This window comes from Flavobacteriales bacterium (assembly GCA_016779935.1).
Lineage (GTDB): Bacteria > Bacteroidota > Bacteroidia > Flavobacteriales > UBA7312.
The window spans coordinates 70,970-95,704 of sequence record JADHMQ010000001.1; the positions used below are offsets into that span (position 1 = coordinate 70,970).

At 34.1% G+C, this 24,735-nt stretch carries 22 protein-coding genes and 1 tRNA gene; 14 read left to right on the forward strand and 9 right to left on the reverse strand.

The genetic code is table 11. The features are described from left to right. Positions 1-4: 4 nt before the first annotated feature. Positions 5-78: transfer RNA gene (locus ISP73_00370), tRNA-His, on the forward strand. 54 nt (positions 79-132) lie between these two features. On the opposite strand, the gene ISP73_00375 is transcribed toward ISP73_00370, so the two are convergent. The 4 genes from ISP73_00375 to ISP73_00390 are packed head-to-tail and all read right to left on the reverse strand — an operon-like array spanning position 133 to position 5,002. After that, positions 133-693, reverse strand: coding sequence for a thioredoxin fold domain-containing protein (locus tag ISP73_00375; protein ID MBL6657042.1), 561 nt, complete (start codon positions 691-693; stop codon positions 133-135). Beyond that, positions 690-1,160: a thioredoxin family protein gene (locus ISP73_00380; protein ID MBL6657043.1), complete on the reverse strand. Its 471-nt coding sequence runs from the start codon at positions 1,158-1,160 to the stop codon at positions 690-692. The genes ISP73_00375 and ISP73_00380 overlap by 4 nt, the downstream gene beginning before the upstream one ends. Positions 1,161-1,171: 11 nt before the next feature. Then, positions 1,172-2,791: a peptide MFS transporter gene (locus ISP73_00385; protein MBL6657044.1), complete on the reverse strand. Its 1,620-nt coding sequence runs from the start codon at positions 2,789-2,791 to the stop codon at positions 1,172-1,174. 54 nt (positions 2,792-2,845) lie between these two features. Further along, the gene (locus ISP73_00390) at positions 2,846-5,002 is read right to left on the reverse strand and encodes a S9 family peptidase (GenBank protein MBL6657045.1); all 2,157 of its coding nucleotides are present in this window, start codon (positions 5,000-5,002) and stop codon (positions 2,846-2,848) included. A gap of 55 nt (positions 5,003-5,057) precedes the next feature. Here ISP73_00390 and ISP73_00395 point away from each other — a divergent pair, with 55 nt between their 5' ends. Then, positions 5,058-6,458, forward strand: a complete 1,401-nt coding sequence (locus ISP73_00395) for an FAD-binding protein (protein ID MBL6657046.1) — start codon at positions 5,058-5,060, stop codon at positions 6,456-6,458. Positions 6,459-6,460: 2 nt separating this feature from the next. Here the strand turns inward: ISP73_00395 and ISP73_00400 are convergent, their stop codons facing one another. The 3 genes from ISP73_00400 to ISP73_00410 all read right to left on the reverse strand — a co-directional run bounded on the left by ISP73_00400 (position 6,461) and on the right by ISP73_00410 (position 11,949). Further along, on the reverse strand, positions 6,461-10,621 hold the full coding sequence (locus tag ISP73_00400) for a PKD domain-containing protein (protein ID MBL6657047.1): 4,161 nt from the start codon (positions 10,619-10,621) through the stop codon (positions 6,461-6,463). A 116-nt stretch (positions 10,622-10,737) separates the two neighbouring features. Further along, on the reverse strand, positions 10,738-11,427 hold the full coding sequence (locus ISP73_00405) for a zinc metallopeptidase (GenBank protein ID MBL6657048.1): 690 nt from the start codon (positions 11,425-11,427) through the stop codon (positions 10,738-10,740). Positions 11,428-11,532: 105 nt separating this feature from the next. After that, a complete protein-coding gene (locus tag ISP73_00410; GenBank protein MBL6657049.1) occupies positions 11,533-11,949 on the reverse strand; it encodes a hypothetical protein in 417 nt (138 codons plus the stop codon). A gap of 163 nt (positions 11,950-12,112) precedes the next feature. Here ISP73_00410 and ISP73_00415 point away from each other — a divergent pair, with 163 nt between their 5' ends. The 10 genes from ISP73_00415 (at position 12,113) to rimO (ending at position 20,554) form a co-directional block, all read left to right on the forward strand. Beyond that, positions 12,113-13,480 carry a histidine--tRNA ligase gene (locus ISP73_00415; protein MBL6657050.1) on the forward strand — a complete coding sequence of 456 codons (1,368 nt, stop codon included), beginning with the start codon at positions 12,113-12,115 and terminating at the stop codon, positions 13,478-13,480. A gap of 2 nt (positions 13,481-13,482) precedes the next feature. Continuing rightward, positions 13,483-13,884: a DUF4625 domain-containing protein gene (locus ISP73_00420; GenBank protein ID MBL6657051.1), complete on the forward strand. Its 402-nt coding sequence runs from the start codon at positions 13,483-13,485 to the stop codon at positions 13,882-13,884. Positions 13,885-13,908: 24 nt separating this feature from the next. Continuing rightward, a complete protein-coding gene (locus tag ISP73_00425; GenBank protein ID MBL6657052.1) occupies positions 13,909-15,135 on the forward strand; it encodes a CinA family nicotinamide mononucleotide deamidase-related protein in 1,227 nt (408 codons plus the stop codon). A gap of 69 nt (positions 15,136-15,204) precedes the next feature. Next, a complete protein-coding gene (locus ISP73_00430; protein MBL6657053.1) occupies positions 15,205-15,444 on the forward strand; it encodes a 50S ribosomal protein L28 in 240 nt (79 codons plus the stop codon). Between the two features lie 83 nt (positions 15,445-15,527). Further along, positions 15,528-16,145: a hypothetical protein gene (locus tag ISP73_00435; GenBank protein ID MBL6657054.1), complete on the forward strand. Its 618-nt coding sequence runs from the start codon at positions 15,528-15,530 to the stop codon at positions 16,143-16,145. Positions 16,146-16,164: 19 nt separating this feature from the next. After that, positions 16,165-17,802: a M1 family metallopeptidase gene (locus tag ISP73_00440; GenBank protein MBL6657055.1), complete on the forward strand. Its 1,638-nt coding sequence runs from the start codon at positions 16,165-16,167 to the stop codon at positions 17,800-17,802. Between the two features lie 56 nt (positions 17,803-17,858). Then, complete coding sequence (rpmG, locus tag ISP73_00445) at positions 17,859-18,041, forward strand: 50S ribosomal protein L33 (GenBank protein MBL6657056.1); 183 nt, start codon at positions 17,859-17,861, stop codon at positions 18,039-18,041. A 20-nt stretch (positions 18,042-18,061) separates the two neighbouring features. Then, complete coding sequence (locus tag ISP73_00450; GenBank protein MBL6657057.1) at positions 18,062-18,217, forward strand: DUF4295 domain-containing protein; 156 nt, start codon at positions 18,062-18,064, stop codon at positions 18,215-18,217. 73 nt (positions 18,218-18,290) lie between these two features. Continuing rightward, positions 18,291-19,241, forward strand: a complete 951-nt coding sequence (gene ftsY / locus ISP73_00455) for a signal recognition particle-docking protein FtsY (protein MBL6657058.1) — start codon at positions 18,291-18,293, stop codon at positions 19,239-19,241. A 2-nt stretch (positions 19,242-19,243) separates the two neighbouring features. Beyond that, positions 19,244-20,554: a 30S ribosomal protein S12 methylthiotransferase RimO gene (rimO, locus tag ISP73_00460; protein MBL6657059.1), complete on the forward strand. Its 1,311-nt coding sequence runs from the start codon at positions 19,244-19,246 to the stop codon at positions 20,552-20,554. Here rimO and ISP73_00465 read toward each other — a convergent pair. Then, on the reverse strand, positions 20,551-20,964 hold the full coding sequence (locus ISP73_00465) for a hypothetical protein (GenBank protein MBL6657060.1): 414 nt from the start codon (positions 20,962-20,964) through the stop codon (positions 20,551-20,553). The two genes, rimO and ISP73_00465, sit on opposite strands and share 4 nt — an antisense overlap. 34 nt (positions 20,965-20,998) lie before the next feature. Beyond that, a complete protein-coding gene (locus tag ISP73_00470) occupies positions 20,999-21,556 on the reverse strand; it encodes a DUF4377 domain-containing protein (protein ID MBL6657061.1) in 558 nt (185 codons plus the stop codon). A gap of 74 nt (positions 21,557-21,630) precedes the next feature. On the opposite strand from ISP73_00470, the gene bshC reads away from it, so the two are divergent. Further along, entirely contained in the window at positions 21,631-23,160 is a 1,530-nt protein-coding gene (gene bshC / locus ISP73_00475) for a bacillithiol biosynthesis cysteine-adding enzyme BshC (protein MBL6657062.1), read from the forward strand. 12 nt (positions 23,161-23,172) lie between these two features. Then, positions 23,173-24,708: a glutamine-hydrolyzing GMP synthase gene (gene guaA / locus ISP73_00480; GenBank protein MBL6657063.1), complete on the forward strand. Its 1,536-nt coding sequence runs from the start codon at positions 23,173-23,175 to the stop codon at positions 24,706-24,708. Positions 24,709-24,735: the final 27 nt, after the last annotated feature.

Below are 24,735 nucleotides of genomic sequence, written 5' to 3' on the forward strand. Positions count from 1 at the left end.
AATGGTGGTTGTAGCTCAGTTGGTTAGAGCATCGGTTTGTGGTACCGAGGGTCGTGGGTTCGAATCCCATCATCCACCCATAAAAAAAGGTCTTGTTTTTACAAGACCTTTTTTTGTATCAATACATAATTCTTATTTCTTATTGAAATTCATCAATAGCCTTTTGAATTGAGCAGGCTTTTGAAGTCCAGGAAAGCTTCTAATCTTTTCCAGTTTTGAATCAAGAATAACAGTAGTCGGCCAGTAATACCCTCCTTTATATGGTTCTACCAATTCAGCAAAAAGATTGTGTCTCCATGTTGATTTAGGGTCTTCTTCAATTGAAGCATCATTAACATATGTTACACCTTTGAACGTAATGGGTTCTTTGGTTTTACCATCTAGTAATACGGCATAATAATTATCGTTAATCATTTTAATCACGTCCGAATCTACTAAAGTGGTTTCCTTCATTTCTTTACAGTAAGGACATCCTTTTTTAGTGAATAAGAAAATGACTTTTCGAGGTTCTTTCTGTACTCTTTTCTCAAGTTCTTCTAAAGAAATCCAGTTAATTGAAGAATAAAGATTATTTGCTTTTATAACTTCTTGAAGGTTGGTCTTTTTCTTTTTTGGTTTGCTTTCGTTTTCGTTACAAGAAATTACAGCAAATGGCAAGATGATGACCAGTAAAGTGGTAATTATTTGTTTCATTTTTTAGTTGTTAACATTTTGTTTGCATTGGCGATCCAAGGAGTTGGTCCACCTGCGATATAGCCTGTCTTTCCTAGAGCAGTGATTTGAGTTTTCCCGTCAGCAATACCTACTGAGAACATGTGTAGGGTAGGGTAACCTCTAACTTTAAAGAATTGTTGAAGTTCTCTATTTTGCTTTTTTATTTCTTCAGACTGTTTAGTTCTTCTAGGGTAATCAAGCTCAAGTAAAACTACATTTTCTTTTGCCCACGTTTTAAAAGAAGGCGTATCAAATACTTCACGTTTTAGTTTAATGCACCAGCCACACCAATCGCTTCCAGTAAAGTTAGCTAAAATTGGCTTGTTAGTTTTCATAGATAATTCAGCGGCTTCATCAAAGTTAATAAACCACCCATCGTTTTTTTCTTGTGCAGAAATAGAAGTTACGCAGAATAAAAAACTGCAAATAATAAATATATTTTTCATTGTTTTAGTTTTTAGTGAACGCCGTGCATCCATTTTTTGAGTATTGGTGATATTATAAACGATAAAATTGCCATTCCTATTGCCACAACTCCAACTTGAGTGAAAACAGAAGTATAACTTAATAATGACTGAACTCCTTCGATACTAGATTCTGTGAAGCCACCAGAAAAGCCTGTAACTTTTTCTATCATTGTCGTCATAAACCCAGGTTCTGGAGCAATTCCTGCTTCGTTGCTAGTAGTAAGTTTTGCTATACCACCTGAAATATAGTGTGCATATGAAGATGAAAGGAAATAAACTCCCATCATAAATGCAGTCATGCTTTTTGGTGAAAGCTCAGTTACTTTTGATAAACCAATTGGTGAAATAAATAATTCACCCGTAGTTAATAGCAAATAACCAATCATTAAGAACATAAATGGCGTACGACCATCAGCATCCATATACTGAGCACTCATTGCGAATACAATAAACCCAAGACCTAATTGTAATATTCCCAAGGCAAACTTTACTGGCGTTATGGGGTTACGTTGTGTTTTTGATAAGTATACCCACATTAAAGAGAATGGAATTGCCAAGAAGATTATATATCCAGGGTTGATAGCGTTTGTCTGCGATGCATTAAGAAGAGTAAGATTAACATTTCTTTCAGCAAATAAAGTAATTGCAGTACCAGCCAATTCGAAGAATGACCAGAAAACGGTTATAAGTAATGTGAGTACTAATACACTTACTAATCTAAATACTTCCATTCTTGAAAGCTCCATCATTTTTTTGATGATAATTCCTAAAATAATGACTCCAAGCACTGTTAAAATAGAAGAGTGTAATTGTAGACCTTCTAATACTTCAAGAGCATTGTTCTTTACTAGGAAAGCTGAAATAGGAACCATTAACAAGGCTACTACATAGAAGAAGTAGTCAGTTCTTAGTCCATACATTTTCTTTTCTTGATATTCTTTTGGTTGTTCTCCATTATCTCCAAAGACTCCAGCACTCATACCACGCATGAAGACAACAAGTCCAGCTAACATACCTATACCAGCTGCGCCAAAGCCTGCGTGCCATCCGTATTCGTAACCTAACCAACCACAAGCTAATGGAGCTAGAAAAGCACCAGCATTAATGCCCATATAAAAAATGGTAAAGCCTGAATCTCTTCTAGAATCACCTTCAGGGTATAATCGTCCAACCATAGTAGAGATGTTTGGTTTAAAGAATCCATTACCAACAATCAGTAAGGCAAGAGCAGCGTAGAAAAAGAAATTATTTACACTTGTAACATTCATTCCTAAAACATCTGAATCAAAATAAAATGCCATAAAGAAATGACCTAGTGCCATAAGTATCCCGCCAAGCATTATGGACTTTTTAAAACCGATAAATTTATCGGCAATCATACCGCCCAATACTGGAGTAGCATAGACTAATGAGCCGTAAGCGGCAAAAATTCCAAAAGAAACTTCTTCTCTGTAAGCTTCATCGGTAATATATGTGAAAAACTCATTTACCATGTATAGGGTGAGAAGTGCACGCATTCCATAGTATGAGAATCGTTCCCATAGTTCTGCAAAGAAGAGATAAAATAAACCTCTTGGATGTCCGAAAATTTCTTGATTTTGTTGACTCATTATTTATTGGATATTGGTTATTTTAAAATTGACTTCGAATATAGTAATTTATGTTTATAAATTATCTTCAATGAAATTCGTCATTTTTTTATAAAGATGCAGTCTTGTATTACCACCATATATTCCATGATTCTTATCGGGATATATAAATAATTCAAATTGTTTATTGGCTTTTACTAGAGCAGAAACCATTTCATATGTGTTTTGAAAATGCACATTGTCATCAGCTGAACCATGAATTAGAAGGTATTCCCCCTTTAGCTTTTCAACATGATTTATCGGCGAGTTTTCATCATAACCTTCAGGGTTTTCCTGTGGTGTTCGCATATATCTTTCTGTGTATATATTGTCGTAATATCTCCAATTTGTAACTGGAGCAACTGCAATTGCCATTTTAAAATATTCAGCTCCTTTAGTAATAGCTAAAGAAGAAAGATAACCGCCATAGCTCCAGCCTTGAATGCCAATTCTCTGTTTATCAACATAATCTAAATTTCCTAAGTATTTGTTTGCTTCAATTTGGTCAATAGTTTCATATTTACCTAGTTGCTGGTAGGTGAGTTTTTTAAACTCAGAGCCTCTGCCACCAGTTCCTCTATTATCTACACAAGCTACTATATAGCCTTTTTGAGCTAAATGCTGATACCAGAAATAGTTAAACCTACCCCACGAATTTAATACTTGTTGAGAGCCAGGTCCACCATATAGAAACATAAAAACAGGGTATTTCTTTGTAGCATCAAAATCTGATGGTTTTATCATCCAACCGTTTAGTTCAATATCCTCAGAAGTTTTGAAGGTAAAAAACTCTTTTTTTGATAAATCAAATTCATTCATTGTATTTAATAGCGCAGAATTATCCTCTAGAACTCTAATTTCATTTCCATTGTTGTTGTGTAGACTAATATATGGAGGTGTGTCAGCAGTAGAGTAGGTGTTGGAATAATATTTCATCCCATTACTAAAAGTACTGTTGTGAGTTCCAATTTTAGAGGATAATTTGATTTTATCATTTCCATTAATTCCTATGCTATATAATCCTCGATTAATAGTTCCATCTTCATTAGAAGTATAAAAAAGTCTACTTTTTTCTGTATCCATTCCATGATACTTTGTAACCTCCCAATCGCCAGTAGTAATTTGTTTCCAATTTCCGCTTTCTAAGTTGATGAGATAAATATGGTTGAATCCACTTTTTTCAGATGTCCATATCATGTTTTTTTTATCCTCAGTAAAAGTTGTGTTGTCGTGAATATCAATATAATATTTATCAGTTTCTGTGAACAATAGTCGACTGCTATTTGATGATGTGTTGAAAAGAATAAAATCCAATTCATTTTGATGCCTATTCATTGCCGACACAAACAATATATTTTCATTTTTTGTCCAGCCCATTCGAGGTAAATACTCATATTCTTTATCAAATGTTACAGTATTTATTTTTTGAGTTTTGAGTTCATATAGGTGAATGCTAACTTTAGAATTTTCCTCACCAGCTTTTGGGTATTTAAATTTATACTGACTGGGGTAGAGTTCGTTTTTAAACATGTCCATAGAAAACTCCTTTACATTACCCTCGTCAAATTTATAATAGGCCAATTGTTCTCCATTAGGTGACCATTGAAATGCTTTCACTAAGCCAAACTCTTCTTCATAAACCCAGTCTGATGCACCATTAATAATTTTATTTACTTCTCCGTCAAATGTTATTTGGGTTATCTCTTTAGATTTTAAGTCTTTTATAAAAAGATTGTTCTGGAATACATAAGCCACTTTATCTCCTTTTGGTGAAAAGGAAGCATACATCACCTTTTCAGATTTTAGAGTATCTACTTTTCTTGTTATCAAATCATATATAAAGTACTTAGACTTTGAGCTGTAGCGGTAAATACCTTCTGTTTCTGTGGCAAACAACACCTTTTTTTCATCCTCAGAAAAAGTATAATTGTTAATGCTAAATTCAATACCTCTAGAATCTAGAATCTTGCGGACTTTTTTTCCAGTTCTAAAGCTGTATTTATTAATTTCTGCTATACTGTCTTTGGTGTCAATCTTACTGTAATAGTCGCCATTATTCATCGACTTAAAACCTTTTACTGATTTTGGATAGAAGTCATAAGTCTTCCATATATTTTCAAGTGTAATGTCTTTCTTTTGTCCAAATACGCAGAGCGGAAGAACAAAAAGGCTAAGTAGATATATTTTTCTCATGAATAACTATTTTAAAAGAATAGCGAATTTACTTATTTTTGCCAAAACAACTTTGATGAATTTCAACAAGATAACCCCTTCTCATTTAGACTATTTCAAAAGCATTTTAGACGAAAATTCTGTTCATTTTGATAGTGAAAGCTTAGAACATTATTCTCATGATGAGACTGAAGATTTAGTGTATTTACCTGAGGTAGTTATTAAACCCTCTACAACGGAAGAAGTCTCAAAGGTTTTGGCTTACTGTAATGCTAATAACATTTCAGTAACTCCTTGTGGAGCTAGAACAGGACTCAGCGGAGGTTCTTTGCCTGTTTGTGGTGGTGTAGCTTTAAGTATGGAAAGGTTTAATAAGATTATTGATATTGATGAACGGAACCTACAAGCTACTGTTGAGCCTGGAGTGATTAATCAAGTTTTTAAGGATGCAGTAAAAGAAAAAGGTCTTTTTTACCCACCAGACCCAGCGAGTAAGGGCAGTAGTTTTTTGGGAGGAAATCTTGCTGAAAACTCAGGAGGTCCCAAAGCTCTTAAATATGGTGTTACAAAGGATTATGTGCTTAACTTAGAAGTTGTGTTATCCTCTGGAGATATTATTTGGACTGGAGCAAATGTTCTTAAAAATTCTACTGGATACAACCTCACTCAATTGATGATTGGAAGTGAAGGGACTCTTGGTGTTATTACAAAGATTGTGTTTAAACTTATTCCTCATCCCACTCAGGATTTAACATTACTAGTGCCATTCCGTTCTGCAGAGAAGGCATGTGAAGCAGTTTCTGCCGTTTTCCGAGCGGGCATTACACCGTCTGCATTGGAATTTATGGAAAGAGAAGCATTAGACTGGACTTTAAAATTTTCAGATGTAAATATTTCTATTGACGATGATGTAGAGGCTCATTTATTAGTTGAGGTTGATGGAAATGATATGGATACATTATTCAAAGATTGTGAACAAATAACAGAGGTTATGGAGCAGTTTGATTGTGGAGAAATACTATTTGCTGACTCATCCTTACAGAAAGAGCAACTCTGGAAAATGAGAAGGGCAGTAGGTGAAGCTGTTAAAAGTAATAGCGTTTACAAAGAAGAAGATACGGTAGTGCCAAGAGCCGAATTACCAAAACTTTTAAAAGGTGTAAAAGAAATTGGTCAAAAACATGGGTTTAACTCGGTTTGTTATGGCCATGCTGGTGATGGTAATTTGCATATAAACATCATCAAAGGTAATATGACTGATGAGGCTTGGAATAATGACTTACATATTGGAATAAGAGAGCTGTTTGAACTAACCGTTAAACTCGGAGGAACCATTAGTGGAGAACATGGTATAGGATTAGTTCAAAAAAGCTATATGGATATTGCTTTTACAGATGAAAACCTTAACCTTCAGAAAGGAATTAAGACCTTATTTGACCCAAAGGGAATTCTAAATCCTAAGAAAATATTTGTCTAGCTTTACTCAAGTATAACCTTTTTGATACTTCTACCATAAGTTGAGTTTAATTCAACAAGGTAAAGCCCTTTGCTCAAAGCAGATAAATCAAATTGCTCTACTAAAACCCCATTATCGTAATTCACTTGACGTTGTTCAATTAAACGGCTTTGTAAATCAATGATTCTAATTAGATTGATTTCTTCTTTGGACGACTGGTGTTGAAGAATGAACTTACCATCACTTGGATTTGGGAAAAGCTGAGTGTTAAGGAAGAATTCATCAATAGATGTTTGGCAGTCAATAATTGAAAGTAAAAGAGTATCGACAGAAGAACATCCATTTTCATCAATTCCAACTACCGTGACTTCTTGTTCACCATTCAACAGAAAAATTTGTGAATACTCATTACCTAAATTAACATTATTCCAAACCACATTCATATTTTCAAAACTTGATGATACATAGAAATCTGCACTACTACCCCTGCATATTACTAGCGAGTCTAGGTCGTATTCAATTTCTATTTGACTTGCGGTTATTGACTCAATAGTAATTTCATCGTATAATTCGCAACCGTTTTCATCTTCAGCAGTAATAGAGTATGTGCCTGCTGAATTTATAGATATTACACTACTCGTCTCACCGGTACTCCACATGTATGAATCAAGCCCTATAATAGATTGTAAATAAATACTTGAACCTTCACAAAGAGCCTCGTTCGATGTTATTTCAAAGGAATTAATTAAAGGAATATCTATGGTGGTAGTGGCTGCACAGCCCAAAGAATCATAGGCTGTTACTTCATAAGTGCCTTCTTCATATACAGTAATGGTTTGATTTGTCGATGAAATACCCCATTCAAATGAATCAAAATTACCAGAAGCACTTAATATTAGACTGTCGTAAGGGCAATTGTTAATGATGTCAATACTTAAAGGCTCACTGCTGCCAATTTGCACTTCTACTGGAGTTCGTGCACTAGAGCATATTGTTTTTATTTTCCAGTTATAAAAGTAGTAGTAGTAGTCAGTCAAAAAACTTCCGCCATTTCCATACCAGTAGGATCCATTGACAGATACAATACCATTATATGTATATGGGAAGTTTAAATTGTTAGAGCTTGAACGTTTAAGCTGTGGGTTTTCGCCCCCAAAATTAGCGATGCTTACATCATTATCGGTAGTTAATCTGTAGCTATTTCCAGCACTAATCTGAAAGTTTAATTCAATAGTATGTGCTATATTGTCACTTTCTGGAACATCTTCAGTGTGTTCATGAACGATATTTCCTTCATTATCAAAAAGTACAATTTTTCTTTCGCCAGCTTGGTTAGTGAACACATCAACAGACTCAAGTATAAAACTTTCATTAGCATCAAATTCTAAAGAGCCAACACTTGAAGATGAGCCGCTATAATCTGAATTCCCTGAATGAAAAACTTCACCGATTTGTGCAGAATCTGAAATGGATGCTGATTCAATATAAAAAGTGGTAGTAGAATTTAATTCGTCCGTAGTGAAGCTTTCTCCAATATGAACAAGGTTTCCTCCGAATGGCGCATCGTACCAATTTATCTCGTTTGATGTACCGTTGTTATTGGCAGTAAGTGTAACACTTGTTGGGGTACAACTCTGAGTTGAAGAAGCGGTTGGAGGCTCTACTAGGTTTATATTTATTTCTTGTGTAATGGTATCAGCTCCTAAATTATTTGATACAATTAGTTCAACGGTGTAGTCACCACTTGTAGAATACTGATGAGTAGTGAAGCTTTCCGTTGATACGTTACCATCCCCAAAATTCCATTCTACATTTACGGAGTTTGAAGAGTTATTGTTAAATGAAACCAATCCAGCACATTCATTTGTAGAGCTATAGTTAAAAGAAGCTACAGGCGCTGAAGTAGGAGGTAATGACGTTACCCAAACCCCTCTGCCGTATGTTCCAGCAAATAATTTATTTGAGCTGATATGATACTCTAATTCGTTAACAATTACATTAGGTAAACCTTGGTTAAAGGTTTGCCAATTAGTCATTGAGGAGTCTTTATAAAAAACACCTATATCAGTTCCTAAAAATAGAGTCTCATTAGGACTGTAGAATAGAATAGTGTTTGCAGGTAAGTTTGGGAGATTATCTGAAATATTCAACCAATTATCACCACCATCTGAGGAGTAAAACACTTTATCTCCATCAGAGTATCCAGAAAATGTAGTCCATAACGCATTAGAATTGTCAGGGTGTACAGCAATTGAAGTAATAGTTTTACTCGGTAAGCCACCACTTATATTATACCAATTATCTCCTCCATCATTAGTTTTGAAAATATCTTCACCTTCAGCTATATAAATTAAATCATCATTAGAAGGTGATAAACATATAACGTCAATGTTTTCTGATCCGTTGAAGGTTGTAGAAATAGAATCCCAATTTTCCCCATAATCTAAGCTTTCATATACTACATTATAGCCAATGACTATTCTACTTGGGTTATTTTGGTCAATTTGGTAGGGAGTAATCCATGCACCGTCAGAGTCAGGTGCAATATTATCCCAATTAGCACCTCCGTTGTTAGATTTAGCAATATCTCCATAATATAACTCAGAATACATAATGAGGGGGTTTGTAGGGTCAATAGCACACTCCATGCCATCTCCACCTCTTACGGCATCCCAATCATTTTGTGAATTACACCTCAAGGTGCCGTTATCCTGTGCTCCTCCTAATAAAAGACCATAATCAGTTTGAGATATTCCAATTTTATAGAATTGAGTGATTTGAAGGTCATCACTAATATCTATCCAGTTTTCACCGTTATTTTCACTTTTATAAAGACCACCGTCATTACCAGCATATAAAATGCCATTTTCTGAATTATACTTCAATATATGTTGGTCAGCATGGGCATATTCTATACCTCCACCACCATACCAATGAGAGCTAATATTCCAATCTTGACCACCATTTGTAGATTTCCAAATGTTAATCCCACCAGTGAATATTATATTTTCATTTGTAGGAGATACTGTTAGCGCCAAGTCGTACCAACCTTGACCACCTTCTCCATCACCGTCAGTTTCCCAGCTTAATATATTTGGAGTTTCAGATTGAAGAGTGAAATTATAACCACCATCGACAGACTTGTAGAGACCGCCAAAGCCATCGTCATTAGAACTATACAATACATATACTACGTTTGGATTGGCTTCAGTGACACCAATAATACCTCTGTTATTTCCAGAGTTTGGAAGACCAACATCATTGGTCATGTTGTCCCAAGTTAATCCATTATCGTTTGAACGATAAAACTTACTAGTTCCTGTTGTGACTGCATATACTGTGTTTGGATTGGATACATTATACTCCATTGATATGAAGTTAGGTCCTTGTAAAACCATATCCCAATTTTCTCCACCATCAATTGAACGGTAGGTTTCACCATATCCAGACTTTCGAGTCGAAACAAGTAGAATGTTTGTGTTATTAGGATTGATTAAAATTCTATTTCCTCTATAGGCATTATTTAAGTTGAATGATAAACCGGTCGTGTTCCAGCTTAATCCGCCATCAACAGATTTCATTAATCCATATGCATAAGTATCATCAGCATCTCTATCACCAGTTAAGATGTACATGATATCAGGGTTTGTTGGATCTATTGCAATATCGGAAACACCTAAGTTTGGTAACAAATCGGTGTTACTAGTCCAATTATCACCACCATCAATTGATTTCCAAAGTCCACCACTAGGTGAGCCAACCCAAATTATATTAGGGTTAGTTGGGTTGAATTCTACAATATTAATCCTTCCAACACCTCTTTTTGTGCCATTATTTTGGTATGGCACACTAGTAGGACCAAATGCTTGCCAGTCGGCTTCGATGTCGGTCTGATTTAAGTTTTTAGGTTGGTTTTTAAGTTTACTATATTCTTCATACAGCTTTGCATAAGGGAAAATACCATCAGGATATACTCTTGGTGCCATAAAAGCTTCTCGGCGTTTAAATGGCTTCCAGCCTTTACCTTTGTCAATAGTTTTTCCTTCCCAATAACTTTCAAAACTCTCCTGAACTTCATATAAAGACTTTTCTTCATTATGAATATCATTTACCCAGCTTTTTTGACCGTAGGAATAGAAGCTAAGAAGTGTGAAAGAAAATAAACAAACTATATAACAAGGCATTTATTGGAAGTTATTAATTATAGGTACAAATTTCGTGAATTTATTCCTTATAAATAAAACGAAATAAAAAAAACTTACATAATCTGTAAGGTTTTAAGTGAAGAATTAAATTTTGTTTAGTCTCTGTTGCCCAAGTAAAGCATGATGTAATAAGCCAATTGGGTTAAAGAGGCTAGAGCAGCTACAACATAAGTTCCAGCGGCCCACTTTAGTGCATCCATTGCTAAAGGATGATTCTGTTGACTAGTTATATTTTTTTGTTTGAGCCAAATTAGTGCTCTATTACTTGCGTCAAACTCAACGGGCAATGTTACTAGTGTAAAAAGGGTAATAGCAGATTGGAATACTATAACTACAAGAAGAGCAGTATCAATTCCAAACCATCCAAGAAAGCCTGCACCTAGGAACATCATAATAAAAATGAAATTCAACATTTTTGAGCTAAATGAAACCGCAGGAACAAGAGTAGAACGTAATTGTAACCAAGAATAGGCTTGTGCATGTTGCACGGCGTGTCCGCACTCATGGGCAGCAACAGCAGCAGAAGCAACACTACAACGAGAATATACGTCAGGGCTGAGGTTTACCGTTTTATCAGAAGGATTGTAGTGGTCTGTCAATCGACCAGGAACAGAAACGACTTTTACATCACGAATTCCATGGTCTACTAGCATTTTTTCAGCTATATCTTTCCCTGTCATACCGTTAGCTAAAGAAACCTGCGAATATTTTTTGAATTTATTTTTGAGTCGACTGCTGACAATTCCACCAACAATCATGAAAAATATAATAATTAACCAAATCATAAATAATATCTATTTTAAGTGAGTACAAAATTAATTAATAATCTATAATAAAAACAAAAAAAAAGCGCATCAAATTTGATGCGCTTTAAATGTTTTATCTAAAATTTAGAATCTGTAAGCTAGACCTAATTTTAATTTACCGTTTCTTTCACCAGCAGCATCCTCTTGTACAGAAAACGTGTAGTTTGGCTCAACATAGAAACTTCCGTAAGCAGCAAAACTATAACCAGCTCCTAAACGTAAGTTGTCAGAGAAATCTTCAGTTGAAGTATTTGCAGTTAGGTAAATTGACTCATTCCAGTAGTAACGAGCGAATAATCTGAAATCTTCATCATCACCAGCTGGGATAGTAGCTCCAACTGTCCAAGTGTCATTGATCATGTAACCAAATCCGAAGTCAGTTGTTTCAGTAATACTGTCAGTACTAAAATCTTCAAGATCTAAGTCAGCAGTAACCATAAATTGTGCAGAAGCGATTAAACTAGTAAAAGCGATTGCAGCTGTTAAAAGCATTTTTTTCATAATTCTTTGTTTGTAATAAATAGATTAATTAATTTTTTGCAAATATCTGAAAAAGATATAACCTCACAATACTTTTTTGTTGAATTTTTGAAATAATAATAGCAAAACACGAAGATTACTAGATTATTTTTTTAGATATTTGCTTGTCGATAATCGTAAAAAAATGGCTAAAACACCAACAATTCCAAAGGGAACAAGGGATTTTTCTCCTTCTGATATGAGAAAAAGGAACTATGTGTTTCAAATTTTAAAACAAGCTTTTGAAAAATATGGCTTCGATCAGATTGAAACTCCTGCTATGGAAAATCTCGACACCCTTACAGGTAAATATGGTGATGAAGGAGATAAGCTAATTTTTAAGATTCTTAACTCTGGTGACTTTTTATCTGATACTCAATATAACGCTAACAGTACATATAGATCTATAGTTTCCGATATTTCAAAAAAAGCTTTACGATATGATTTGACGGTTCCATTTGCTCGATATGTTGTTCAAAATAGAAATGATATAACGTTTCCATTTAGAAGATACCAAATTCAAAACGTTTGGAGAGCAGATAGACCTCAAAAAGGGAGATACAGAGAGTTTTTTCAGTGTGATGCAGATATTATAGGTACAGAATCACTCATCTCAGAGCTTGAATTAATTCAATTATACGATGATGTTTTTGATACTTTGAAATTAAATGACTTTTCAATTAAATTAAACAATAGAAAAGTATTAAGTGGTATTGCTGAAGTCATTGGTGAAAGAGATCGACTTATTGATATTACTATCGCTTTAGATAAGCTTGATAAAATTGGGCAAGAAAAAGTAAAACAAGAGCTTATGACTAAGGGGCTTTCAGAACAATCTATTAATAAGCTAGATTTACTTTTTACTTTGAATGGAACTTCTGATGAAAAACTAAATACATTAAAACAGTTTTTGACTAATTCTGAAATTGGTCTAAAAGGTGTAGATGAGTTGGCGTTTATTATCAATTCATTCAAAAAAATCAATTTAAAAGCCGCTAAACTTGAGATAGATGTAACGTTAGCACGAGGTCTTGATTATTACACTGGAGCTATAATTGAAGTAGTTGCCAATCAGGTTAAAATAGGAAGTATTGGAGGTGGAGGAAGATACGATAATCTTACAGGTGTATTTGGACTTGATAATATGTCAGGAGTTGGTGTTTCATTTGGTTTTGATAGAATTTGCTTAGTATTAAACGAACTAAACTTGTTCCCAGAGATATCAAAATCAAATACTAGAGTACTATTTGCTAATTTTGGTAGTGCTGAAGCACTTTACGCCTATAATTTGCTAAATATTTTACGTGACAAAGGTGTAAATTCTGAAATATATCCGTCAAGCGACAAGTTAAAAAAACAAATGCAATATGCCGATAGGAAAGGCGTTGAATTTGTTGTACTCATTGGTGATAACGAGATAAAAGAGAACATATTAACAGTAAAAAATATGTTTGATGGCTCACAAAAAAACATGACCTTTGAAGACTTTATTTTAACCCTTAAACCTAATTAATTATGAAAAATGTATTTAAAATTTTAATTCTATCACTATTATTTGCTGCTTGTAGTCAAGAAAATGAAGTGCCAACAATCAATTCGTTTACACTAGATAATTCCACTATCCAAAAAGAAGAAGGTGCACTACTTAAATTTAGCTATTCATTTTCTGATGATAGCGGATTAAATCAATTTAGAGTCTCAGTAATTGATGATTTTGAAGACGCTAGATTATCTTCTGCACCTTGGAATTACGATAAAGATTATGATTTATCAGGAACATCTTCGTCAGATTCATTATCTATTGCTTTACCTTACCCTGATTTAGAACCAGGAAGATATAAGCTTACTCTTATTGTACAAGATATCGATGGAGAAGAAACGGCAGAAAGCAAAACTTTTTACATTGTCCAGCCATAATTAAGTTTTGTTTAGTTGATTTAAATGAAGGCAGATATAATAACGATAGGTGACGAAATTCTAATTGGTCAGACATTGGACACCAATTCGGCTTGGATTGGTAACGAATTGGAGAGTAACGGAATACACGTTAACCAGATTACTACCGTATCTGATAATAGTGAACATATTATATCTTGCCTTTCAGAATCTCTTAAAAAAGTAGATTTTGTTTTCATCACTGGTGGATTAGGGCCTACTAAGGATGATATTACTAAAAAAACACTCTGTAATTTTTTTGACGATGAATTGATTTTGAGCGAGGATGTTTTGAATCATATAACTCATTATTTTGATAAAAGGAGTAGAGTAGTCAATGATTACACAAGATTACAAGCTTTAGTTCCATCAAATTGTAAAATAATTCCCAATCACAAAGGAACCGCCCCAGGAATGTGGTTTGATTATAAGGGTAAAGTGGTTGTATCCATGCCAGGTGTGCCTCATGAAATGAAAAACATGATGTATAGTGTGATTGACGAACTGAAAGAAAGATATAATCTTTTGGAAATTGTACACAAGACGGTGTATACAAGAGGTATTATAGAGTCTGCTTTAGCAGAAACTATTTCTGATTGGGAAGAAGCGTTACCTAAAGAGATAAAACTCGCTTATTTGCCCTCACTTTCATGTCTAATGTTACGCTTCACCGCTAGGGGAAACGACAAGTTATACCTTGAAAATTTAATAAAAGAAAGTATCCAAAGTTTAAAACCTATCATTTGTAGCTATTATTCTCCAATTCAAAAACGACTCAGTGAAGAAGTTGTTGCTGAGGTTTTATTGGAGAAAAATGCAACAATTTCTACAGCTGAAAGCTGTACAGGAGGTAATATTGCTAAAATGCTAACGTCAATAAGTGGCAGTTCAAACTATTTTGTTGGTTCTGTTGTGGCCTATTCTAACACAATTAAAGAAGAGGTGTTAAATATAAGACCAGAAGTAATTAAAACTTATGGTGTGGTCAGTGAAGAAGTTGCAAGAGAAATGGCATTGTCATCAAAGAAAATTTTTAAAAGCGATTATGCTATAGCAACCACCGGTTTAGCATCTACAGAAGATATAGATGGTGTGACTGGAGGAACAATTTGCTACGCTATAGCTAGTCCAGAGGGTGTATTTAGTCAAAAAGTGATTTTCAACACTTCAAGGAAGGAAAACATACAAAGAGCATCCAACAAAGCACTTAATTATCTCATTAGTTTATTCTAATGATATTGATTAGTTTTTTCAATAAATAAATTTATATTTGCACCCCTAAAATGTTATAAACAAATCAAGATGGCAAGAATTTGCGATATTACAGGAAAGAAAGTAATGGTTGGAAACAACGTTTCTCACTCTAACAGAAAAACAAAGAGAAAGTTTTATCCAAATTTACAAACTAAGAAGTTCTTTATCCCTGAGTCAGGCGAGTGGATTACGTTAAAAGTATCTACAAACGCACTAAGAACAATTGATAAAAAAGGTATAAGTGCTGTATTAAAACAAGCTTTAGAAAACGACAATGTATTGATCTAAATACTGTCAAAACTATTATAGATTTAAAAAAGTTGTTACATTTGGTAACAACTTTTTTTTTAACACTTAACACCTATTGTAATATGAAGCTCAATTACAGAACATTTTTAATCTTATTTGCTACGTTTGGTTTTTTAGCAACAGCCTGTAAGAAAGAAGAGGAAGGAAATAATAACAGTGATAATACTGACCAAAATGGGGGGGATAATGTTGAGTTGGTTTTTGGTTGTATGGTAGATACTGCTTGTAACTTTAACCCATTGGCTAATCAGGAAAATGAGTCCTGTGACTATTCGTGTTATGGATGTACTGATGAAAACGCATTCAATTATAATTCTAGCGTTAACATTGATGATGGTAGTTGTGTTTATTCCAGTCAGATTATGATTGATACTTGGAATATTGATTCAGAATGTGATGGTTTAGTTTTGGGGGCAATTGTACCATCTGAATTTACTGTTGAAGAAGGGGATAATGAGGGCGATTTAATTATTGATTTCGGTATATTTGTTTTAAATGCAACTATAAATAGTCAAGGCTTTATAAATATACCATCACAAGATATTTCACTAATGGAATTTTCACTTGTTACAATTAATGGCAGTGGATTATTACAGGATGAAAATACTGTTGTTGTAAACATAACAGCTTCTGCCTTATTAGTATTAAATGAGAATTGTACATTGACTTTGACTTTATAAACTCATAAAATCTAAGCACATGAAAAAAACAGTTTTATTTTTATTTTTAATCCAATCCTTAATTGGTTCAGCCCAAGAATTTGGTAGAGCCGATAGTTTACGAGGTTATTTATCAGAATATAGAAAGTGCTATGATGTTAACTATTACCACCTTAATATCTCTGTAAAACCCTCTGATAAATCTATAAGAGGTTATTCGGAAATTCACTTTGATGCACTCACAGACTTTAATACTTTTCAAATAGATCTTTTTGAAAATATGACTATTAGTCAGATTCAATTTGAAGGAAGGGAGCAGTCATTTTCTAGAGAATTTAATGCAGTTTTTATTTCACTTGATAGAGAAGTATATGAGGGAGAGAATGTATTTGTAAGAGTGTATTATAGTGGTAATCCCAAAGTGGCAGTATCACCTCCTTGGGATGGCGGCTTTTCTTGGGAAAAAGATGCCAACGGATATGACTGGGTAGGAGTATCATGTCAAGGCTTAGGAGCTAGCGCTTGGTGGCCAAACAAAGACCATCAATCCGATGAGCCAGACAGTATGCTGATAAGCTGCCAAGTTCCAGCAGCATTACAATGTATCTCAAATGGGAATTTAAGGTTTCACGATCTAAGGAAATCAACAAAGCATTATAATACCTTTCATTGGTTTGTGTCTTATCCTATAAATAACTACGATGTTTCAATAAACATTGGAAATTACGCTAACTTCTCGGATAAGCATATTAACGGTAAAGACACTTTAGATTTAGATTACTATGTGTTAACTTACAATGAAGAGAAAGCAAAAAAGCATTTTGAACAAGTAAAGCCTATGCTTAATTGCTTTGAAAAGTATTTTGGACCATACCCATTTAAAAAGGATGGTTATGCTTTGGTAGAAACGCCATATTTAGGAATGGAGCATCAAAGTGCAATTGCTTATGGAAATCAATACAAGCAAGGATACTTAGGCAATACAAGGTACACTGCAGGTTTAAAGTTCGATTATATTATTATCCACGAAACAGGTCATGAGTGGTGGGGTAATAGTATTACAGCAAATGATATTGCTGACATGTGGATACAAGAAACATTTTGCACCTATTCTGAAGTTCTGTTTGTTGAATGTATGTATGGCTATGACGCTATGATTAAATATGTAGAAAATCAAATGTCAATGACGCAGAATAGACGTCCAATTGTGGGTATTCCTGATGTGCACTATAAAGGAAGTACAGATATGTATGCAAAAGGAAGTGCAATGCTTCACACCCTTAGAAGTCTTATTGAAAATGACAGCATATGGTTTGATATCATCAAGTCAATGACTTTAGAATTCGAGCATCAAACCGTTGACGGGAGAGATGTTTTAGATTTTATAAACGACAAAAGTGGGTATGATTTTAATAATTTTTTCGAGCAGTATCTTTATCATTCTAAATTGCCAGTACTAGAGTATGAACTAGTAGGCTGGGGCAAAAGGAAAACATTAAAATACCGATGGAATGCAATTGATGAGTTTGATATGCCAATTAAAGTTACTACCTCTAAAAACACCTATGAATGGATATACCCAAGTGGTGAATGGAAAGAGCTTGACTTTAATATTTGGCGAAAGGATTTTAAAATAGCTAGACATTTATTTTTGGTAGATGTGAAAAACCTTAAATAGTATTTGTAGATAAGATAACTTTAATTAAATTTGCAACCCAATAATTTTAAGCGAACATGGCTAAGAAAGGAAATAGAGTTCAAGTAATTTTAGAGTGTACAGAGCATAAATCATCTGGAATGCCAGGTACATCACGTTATGTAACTACTAAGAACAAAAAAAATACACCGGACAGAATGGAGTTGAAAAAATTCAATCCTATTCTTAAGAAAATGACGGTTCATAAAGAAATTAAGTAAGAAACTAAAGCTAATATACTATGGCAAAGAAGGCAGTAGCATCTTTACAAAAAAGAGGAGCAAAAGATTTTACAAAAGTAATAAAGATGACTAAGTCTGAGAAGACTGGTTCTTATTCATTTAAATCTGAAATCGTACCAAAAGATAAGGTAAACGATTATTTAGCAAAAAAATAATTCCAATATTGGAAATCACATGGGTTTAAGCTTCTTGAAAAAGAGGCTTTTTCTGTTCTAAACATTATCAGTTATGGGGATATTCGGTTTTTTTTCAAAAGACAAAAAAGAAAAGCTTGACAAAGGTTTAGAGAAAACAAAAGAAAGTGTTTTTGAAAAGCTTTCCAGAGCTGTAGGAGGTAAATCAAAGGTTGATGAAGCTTCATTAGACGACATAGAAGAAGCACTAATCACTTCTGATATAGGTGTTGAAACATCCCTGAAAATTATTGAGCGTTTAGAAGAAAGAGTAGCAAAAGATAAATATGTTGACGCTAACGAATTAAACACTATTCTGAAAGATGAAATTAGCCGTTTGCTTGAAGAAAGTCACAATACCAACGAAACAGACTTTGTAGTTCCAGAAAAACAAGTGCCACATGTCATAATGGTTGTTGGTGTGAACGGAGTAGGTAAAACAACAACTATTGGAAAATTAGCCTATCAATTAAAAAAGGCTGGCAAATCAGTGGTTTTAGGAGCTGCAGACACCTTTAGAGCAGCTGCTGTTGATCAATTAGTGATTTGGTCCGAACGAGTAGGTGTAGAGATAGTAAAGCAAGATATGGGTTCTGATCCGGCATCAGTTGCATTTGACACCTTACAGTCTGCCAAAGCTAAAAACGCCGATGTTGTAATTATAGACACCGCAGGTCGTTTACACAACAAGGTTAATCTTATGAATGAGCTAACAAAAATTAGAAACGTGATGGCAAAGGTAATTCCTGATGCACCCCACGATGTAATGCTTGTTTTAGATGCTTCAACAGGTCAAAATGCTATTGAACAAGCCAAACAATTCACTCTAGCTACTAAGGTCGATTCTTTAGCTCTTTCTAAACTAGACGGAACTGCCAAAGGCGGCGTTGTAATCGGTATTTCTGACCAATTTAAAATACCAGTAAGATATATAGGTGTGGGTGAAGGAATGGAAGATTTGCAAGTGTTTAACACCAAAGAGTTTGTGGACTCATTATTTAATTAAATATGAGAACAAAATCACTCAAAAAGAATAAAATCAACGTCATTACATTAGGATGTTCTAAGAACATATATGATTCTGAGGTGCTAATGGGTCAGTTGAAGGCTAATGATATGGAAGTTGAGCATGAATCTACTAATGATGACGCCAATATTGTAGTTGTAAATACATGTGGTTTTATAGATAATGCTAAAGAAGAATCAGTAAATACCATACTCGAGCAAGCAAATCGAAAAGCAAATGGACAAATCGAAAAGCTATTCGTTACAGGATGTCTTTCTGAGAGGTATAAACCAGATTTAGAAAAAGAAATTACCGATGTTGACCAATTCTTTGGCACAACAGATTTGCCTAAATTATTACAAGCTCTAGGTGCCGACTATAAGCATGAACTTATTGGAGATAGGTTAACCACTACACCAAAACATTATGCTTTTCTAAAAATAGCAGAAGGATGTGACAGACCATGTTCCTTTTGTGCTATTCCCTTGATGCGTGGTAAACATAAATCTAAACCCATTGAAGATTTAGTAGTTGAAGCTGAAAACTTGGCTAAAAACGGTGTTAAAGAACTTATTTTAATTGCTCAAGATTTGACCTACTACGGTTTAGACTTGTATAAATCAAGAAGGTTAGCCGATTTATTAACTGCCTTATCACAAGTGGATGGGGTAGAGTGGATTCGTTTGCACTATGCCTTCCCTACAGGCTTTCCGGAAGATGTTTTGCAGGTAATACGAGAAAACGACAAAGTCTGTAATTACATAGATATTCCTTTGCAGCACATCAGTGATTCAGTATTGAAGTCTATGCGAAGAGGAACTACACATGAAAAAACGGATGCATTATTAGAAAAATTTAGAAAAGAAGTGCCGGGAATGACAATTAGGACTTCTTTAATCGTTGGCTATCCAGGAGAAACAGAAGAGGATTTCCAAGAGCTTAAAGACTGGGTTAGCAATACAAAGTTCGATAGGTTAGGTGTATTTACCTATTCACATGAAGAAAATACACATGCTTTTTTGCTAGAAGATGATGTTCCAGAAGGAGTTAAGCATCAAAGAGCAGAGGAGATAATGGAAATACAAAGTGATATTTCATATCAACTAAATCAAGAGAAAGTAGGTAAAACCCTTAAGGTCTTATTTGATAGGAAAGAAGGAGAGTATTTTATTGGTAGAACTGAGTTTGATTCTCCTGATGTAGACAATGAAGTTTTAGTAAAAGCCAAAGACACATATGTAAGAATGGGTGATTTTGCAAATGTCAAAATTACCAATGCCGATTATTATGATTTGTATGGCGAATTAGCCTAATTTTCTTCCTTCAAAAATGTTTTTGGAGTAGGACTGACTTCGTTTATTACTCTAATCTCTGAGCCACTAATTTTTGCGTAGTAAATCAAGCTAATTTCTTTATCTTTATTTGTGAATTCAAGGTTGTAGTAGCTATTATATTTAATATAATCTGATAATTCTAAATCGTTTGCTTTACAAGAGTCAATATAGCTTAGGCTAGTTTTTCCTGTACTTTTAAAACGTTCTAAAATAATATCGTCTTCAGAAACAATCATTTTTTCCGTAACACCAGTAGAATCGGAATAGAGCCAACTGCCAAATAGCCATTCAGGAGGCGTCATGCTAGGTTCGGGTTTTACGACTTCTTTGTCTGGTTTGCAGGAAAAAAGAAAGAAAAATAGTGTTAGTAATGGAAAAAATATTTTCATGGTTAAAATGATTTAAGACTGCTAAGGTATTAAATTATTCAATTTTAACAAGATTAATTTTCCCTTGTTTATCAAATACAAAGTGACCTTTGCAAAATATTTTATTCTTCATCTTTCTATTAAACTCTGCTCTAAGTTTTGGCGGCACTTTGAATTCCATTTTATTATGGTAGCTATATTGTCCTGTTTTTATTTTTGAAATAGATTCCCCCACAGGTTCAGAAAGATAGAATTCATTGATGAGAATCATTTCAAATTTCTCTAGAGATGGTTTCTGTAAAATCACTTCAAGAAGCTCAAACTCCCTATCAGAAACATCCTGTGGTGGGTAAGCAAAAATTGTTTCTTTAACTTTCAGTTGGTAACGATTACCCCATTCAAAATCAAAACCCTTAACATAATCCACATATGGGTTATCGGAAACAAGAGTTAAATCCATAAAAAAAGCACCATTAGATAATTTCATATAGGGTTCAATTATTATGATTTGTTCACTTACTTTATCTTCTTTGTTTTGAGAAAAATTCTCTATTTCTTGAGTGAATGCTGAAAGAGAAATGAGAATCAATAATAAGGTAATGCTCTTTTTCATGATTTAATAACGTTATGTAGTCTAATCTTATTTGAATGTAAATATAAAACTCATTTTATGTACTTTTGCCTCAAGTGAGTTCAGATAACATACCATATACCAAAATTAGTATCTTTAGTAAGCTTGTGCAAGACTATTTAGTTCAAAATGAGAGTCTATCTCCATTTTATAATAGAAATAGTAGTATTGAAAATTTCCTTCCTCAAATACTAGAGAAAGAAAAGGAACTAATTAACAGAGACATATTGGTAGAAGTTTTAAATGATCAATATAAAGGGGTAGAGTTATCAGAAAATACGAAGGATAATATTTCATCCCTTTCTAATAACAAAACTTTTACGATTACTACAGGACATCAATTATGTTTGTTTTCAGGACCACTTTATTGTATCTACAAGATAATATCGGCAATAAACCTATCTCAGCAATTAAAAGAAAAGTATCCTTCCTATCATTTTGTGCCTGTATTTTGGATGGCATCAGAAGACCATGATTTAGAAGAGGTGAATCATATTCATTTATTTGGAAAAAAAATACTGTGGAACACTCCTCAGACTGGTGCGGTAGGACGAATGAAACTTTCAGGAATAGATGCTGTTATTGAAGAATTGATTCTGCTAATGGGTAAAGGAGAAAATGCTGAAGCTATGAGTAGTATGCTTACAACAGCGTATTCTGCTGAGAATAACCTAGCGCAGGCAAGTCGAATTTTTATAAATACTCTATTTAAAGAAGATGGGCTTGTTATCATTGATGGCGATGATGCTAGATTAAAAAAGCAAATAACACCCTTGATAAAAAAGGATGTTATTGAAAAGAAGTTTTATCCGCTTTTACAAGAGCAATCCAATAAATTAGGAAAGGATTATAAAGTTCAAGCATTTGTAAGAGAAATAAACTTTTTTGAATTAAACAAATCTAATAGGCAACGGATAGAAGTGCCAGTAGAAATATCTATTATTGATAAATACCCTGAGAGATTCAGTCCAAATGTATTGATGAGGCCTTTGTATCAAGAGAGCATCCTGCCAAATATTGCATATGTAGGTGGTGGAGCAGAAATAGCATATTGGATGCAGCTCAAAAGTATTTTTGAATCTGAGCGTATACCTTTTCCTATACTGGTTTTACGAAATTCGGCAATAGTGATTTCAGATAAGCATAATGAAAAATTAAAAAGTCTTGGATTTTCTTCAAATGACTTATTTAGTTCTGAACATGAGCTGCATAGTCAATACATTTCCAGACAAAGTGATGCTAAATCTATTGATGAAGTGGTGGAGCAACTAGAAGATGCTTTTGAAAGGATAAAATCTACCTATTCAGATGCTGCATATCAACAAATTATTGAAGCAGAGCAACAACGCCATAGAAAGTCAATAGATGCAATGCGTAAAAAGCTAAATAAGGTAGAAAAGCAAAAGCATAAAAGTGCATTGGATCAACTATCCAAGATTAAAGCACAGTATTTTCCAAATAATGGATTACAAGAAAGGCATGAAAATATCATTGCTTTTTATTTAAATTATGGTGATAACTTTATCAAAAAAATGAAGGTAGAGCTCAATCCACTAGATTCAAATTTTGTAGTTTTAGCCCTTTAATAAATGCACTAGATGGCTCAAGAAAAGATACTAATTTTAGATTTCGGTTCTCAATATACTCAACTCATTGCTCGAAGAGTTAGGGAGTTAAATATTTACTCAGAAATACATCCATTTAACAACCCACCAGAAATTACCGCTGATTTTAAGGGTGTTATCCTTTCAGGGAGTCCTTTTTCTGTTCGTGATGAGAACGCGCCCATACCAAATCTTGAAGGCATTAAAGGTGTCTTGCCGCTTTTAGGTGTGTGTTATGGTGCTCAACATTTAGCTAAGATAAATGGGGGTGAAGTCTTACCCTCAAAGATTCGAGAATACGGAAGAGCAAACCTTTCATATGTAAATAATTCAAACCCTTTATTTGCTAATATTTCTGAAGGGTCTCAAGTATGGATGAGCCATGGTGATACCATAACTTCATTACCAGAATCATTTGAAATAATAGCTTCAACTAAAGATGTTAAAGTAGCTGGTTATCAATGTGTTAATGAAGATACTTTTGCCATTCAGTTTCACCCTGAAGTATATCATTCTACGGATGGTAAAACCTTACTATCAAACTTTTTGCTGAATATCTGTAAGTGTTCACAAGACTGGACGCCAGACTCTTTTGTTCAACGTACAGTTGATGATTTAAAAGCCAAATTAGGTAATGATAAAGTGGTGCTTGGTTTATCGGGTGGAGTAGATTCAACAGTGGCTGGTGTGTTACTAAATAAGGCCATAGGAAAAAACCTTTATTGCATTTTTGTCGATAATGGATTACTTAGAAAAGGTGAGTTTGAAAGCGTTTTAGAACAGTATAAGGGAATGGGCTTAAATGTTAAAGGGGTTGATGCTAAAAGCCGTTTCTATGAAGTTCTTGATGGCATCAGTGATCCTGAAGCTAAACGAAAAGCTATTGGAAATAAATTTATAGATGTCTTTGATGATGAAGCCCATTTAATAAAAGACGTAAAGTGGTTAGCACAAGGAACCATTTATCCGGATGTTATTGAATCCCTTTCTGCTACTGGAGGACCATCTGCGACTATTAAATCACATCACAATGTCGGTGGTTTACCTGATTACATGAAACTAAAGGTTGTAGAACCATTAAACACATTATTCAAAGATGAGGTCAGGAGAATTGGTCGCTCTATGGATATTGATGATGAACTTTTGGGAAGACATCCATTTCCAGGTCCCGGTCTTGCCATTAGGATTTTAGGTGATATTACAGCAGAAAAAGTGAGGATTTTACAAGAGGTTGATCACATTTTTATATCTAATCTAATATCAGATGGTTTATATGATGATGTGTGGCAAGCAGGAGCTATATTCCTTCCTGTTCAATCTGTTGGAGTGATGGGCGATGAACGTACCTATGAAAACGCAGTTGCACTAAGGGCTGTTGCCTCCACTGATGGGATGACTGCAGATTGGGTTCATTTGCCGTATGAGTTTTTAGCAAAGGTTTCCAATGAAATAATCAATAAAGTAAAAGGTATAAATAGGGTGGTATATGATATAAGCTCAAAACCACCAGCTACTATCGAGTGGGAATAATATTTATTCAATAAGTTAGTTACTGAA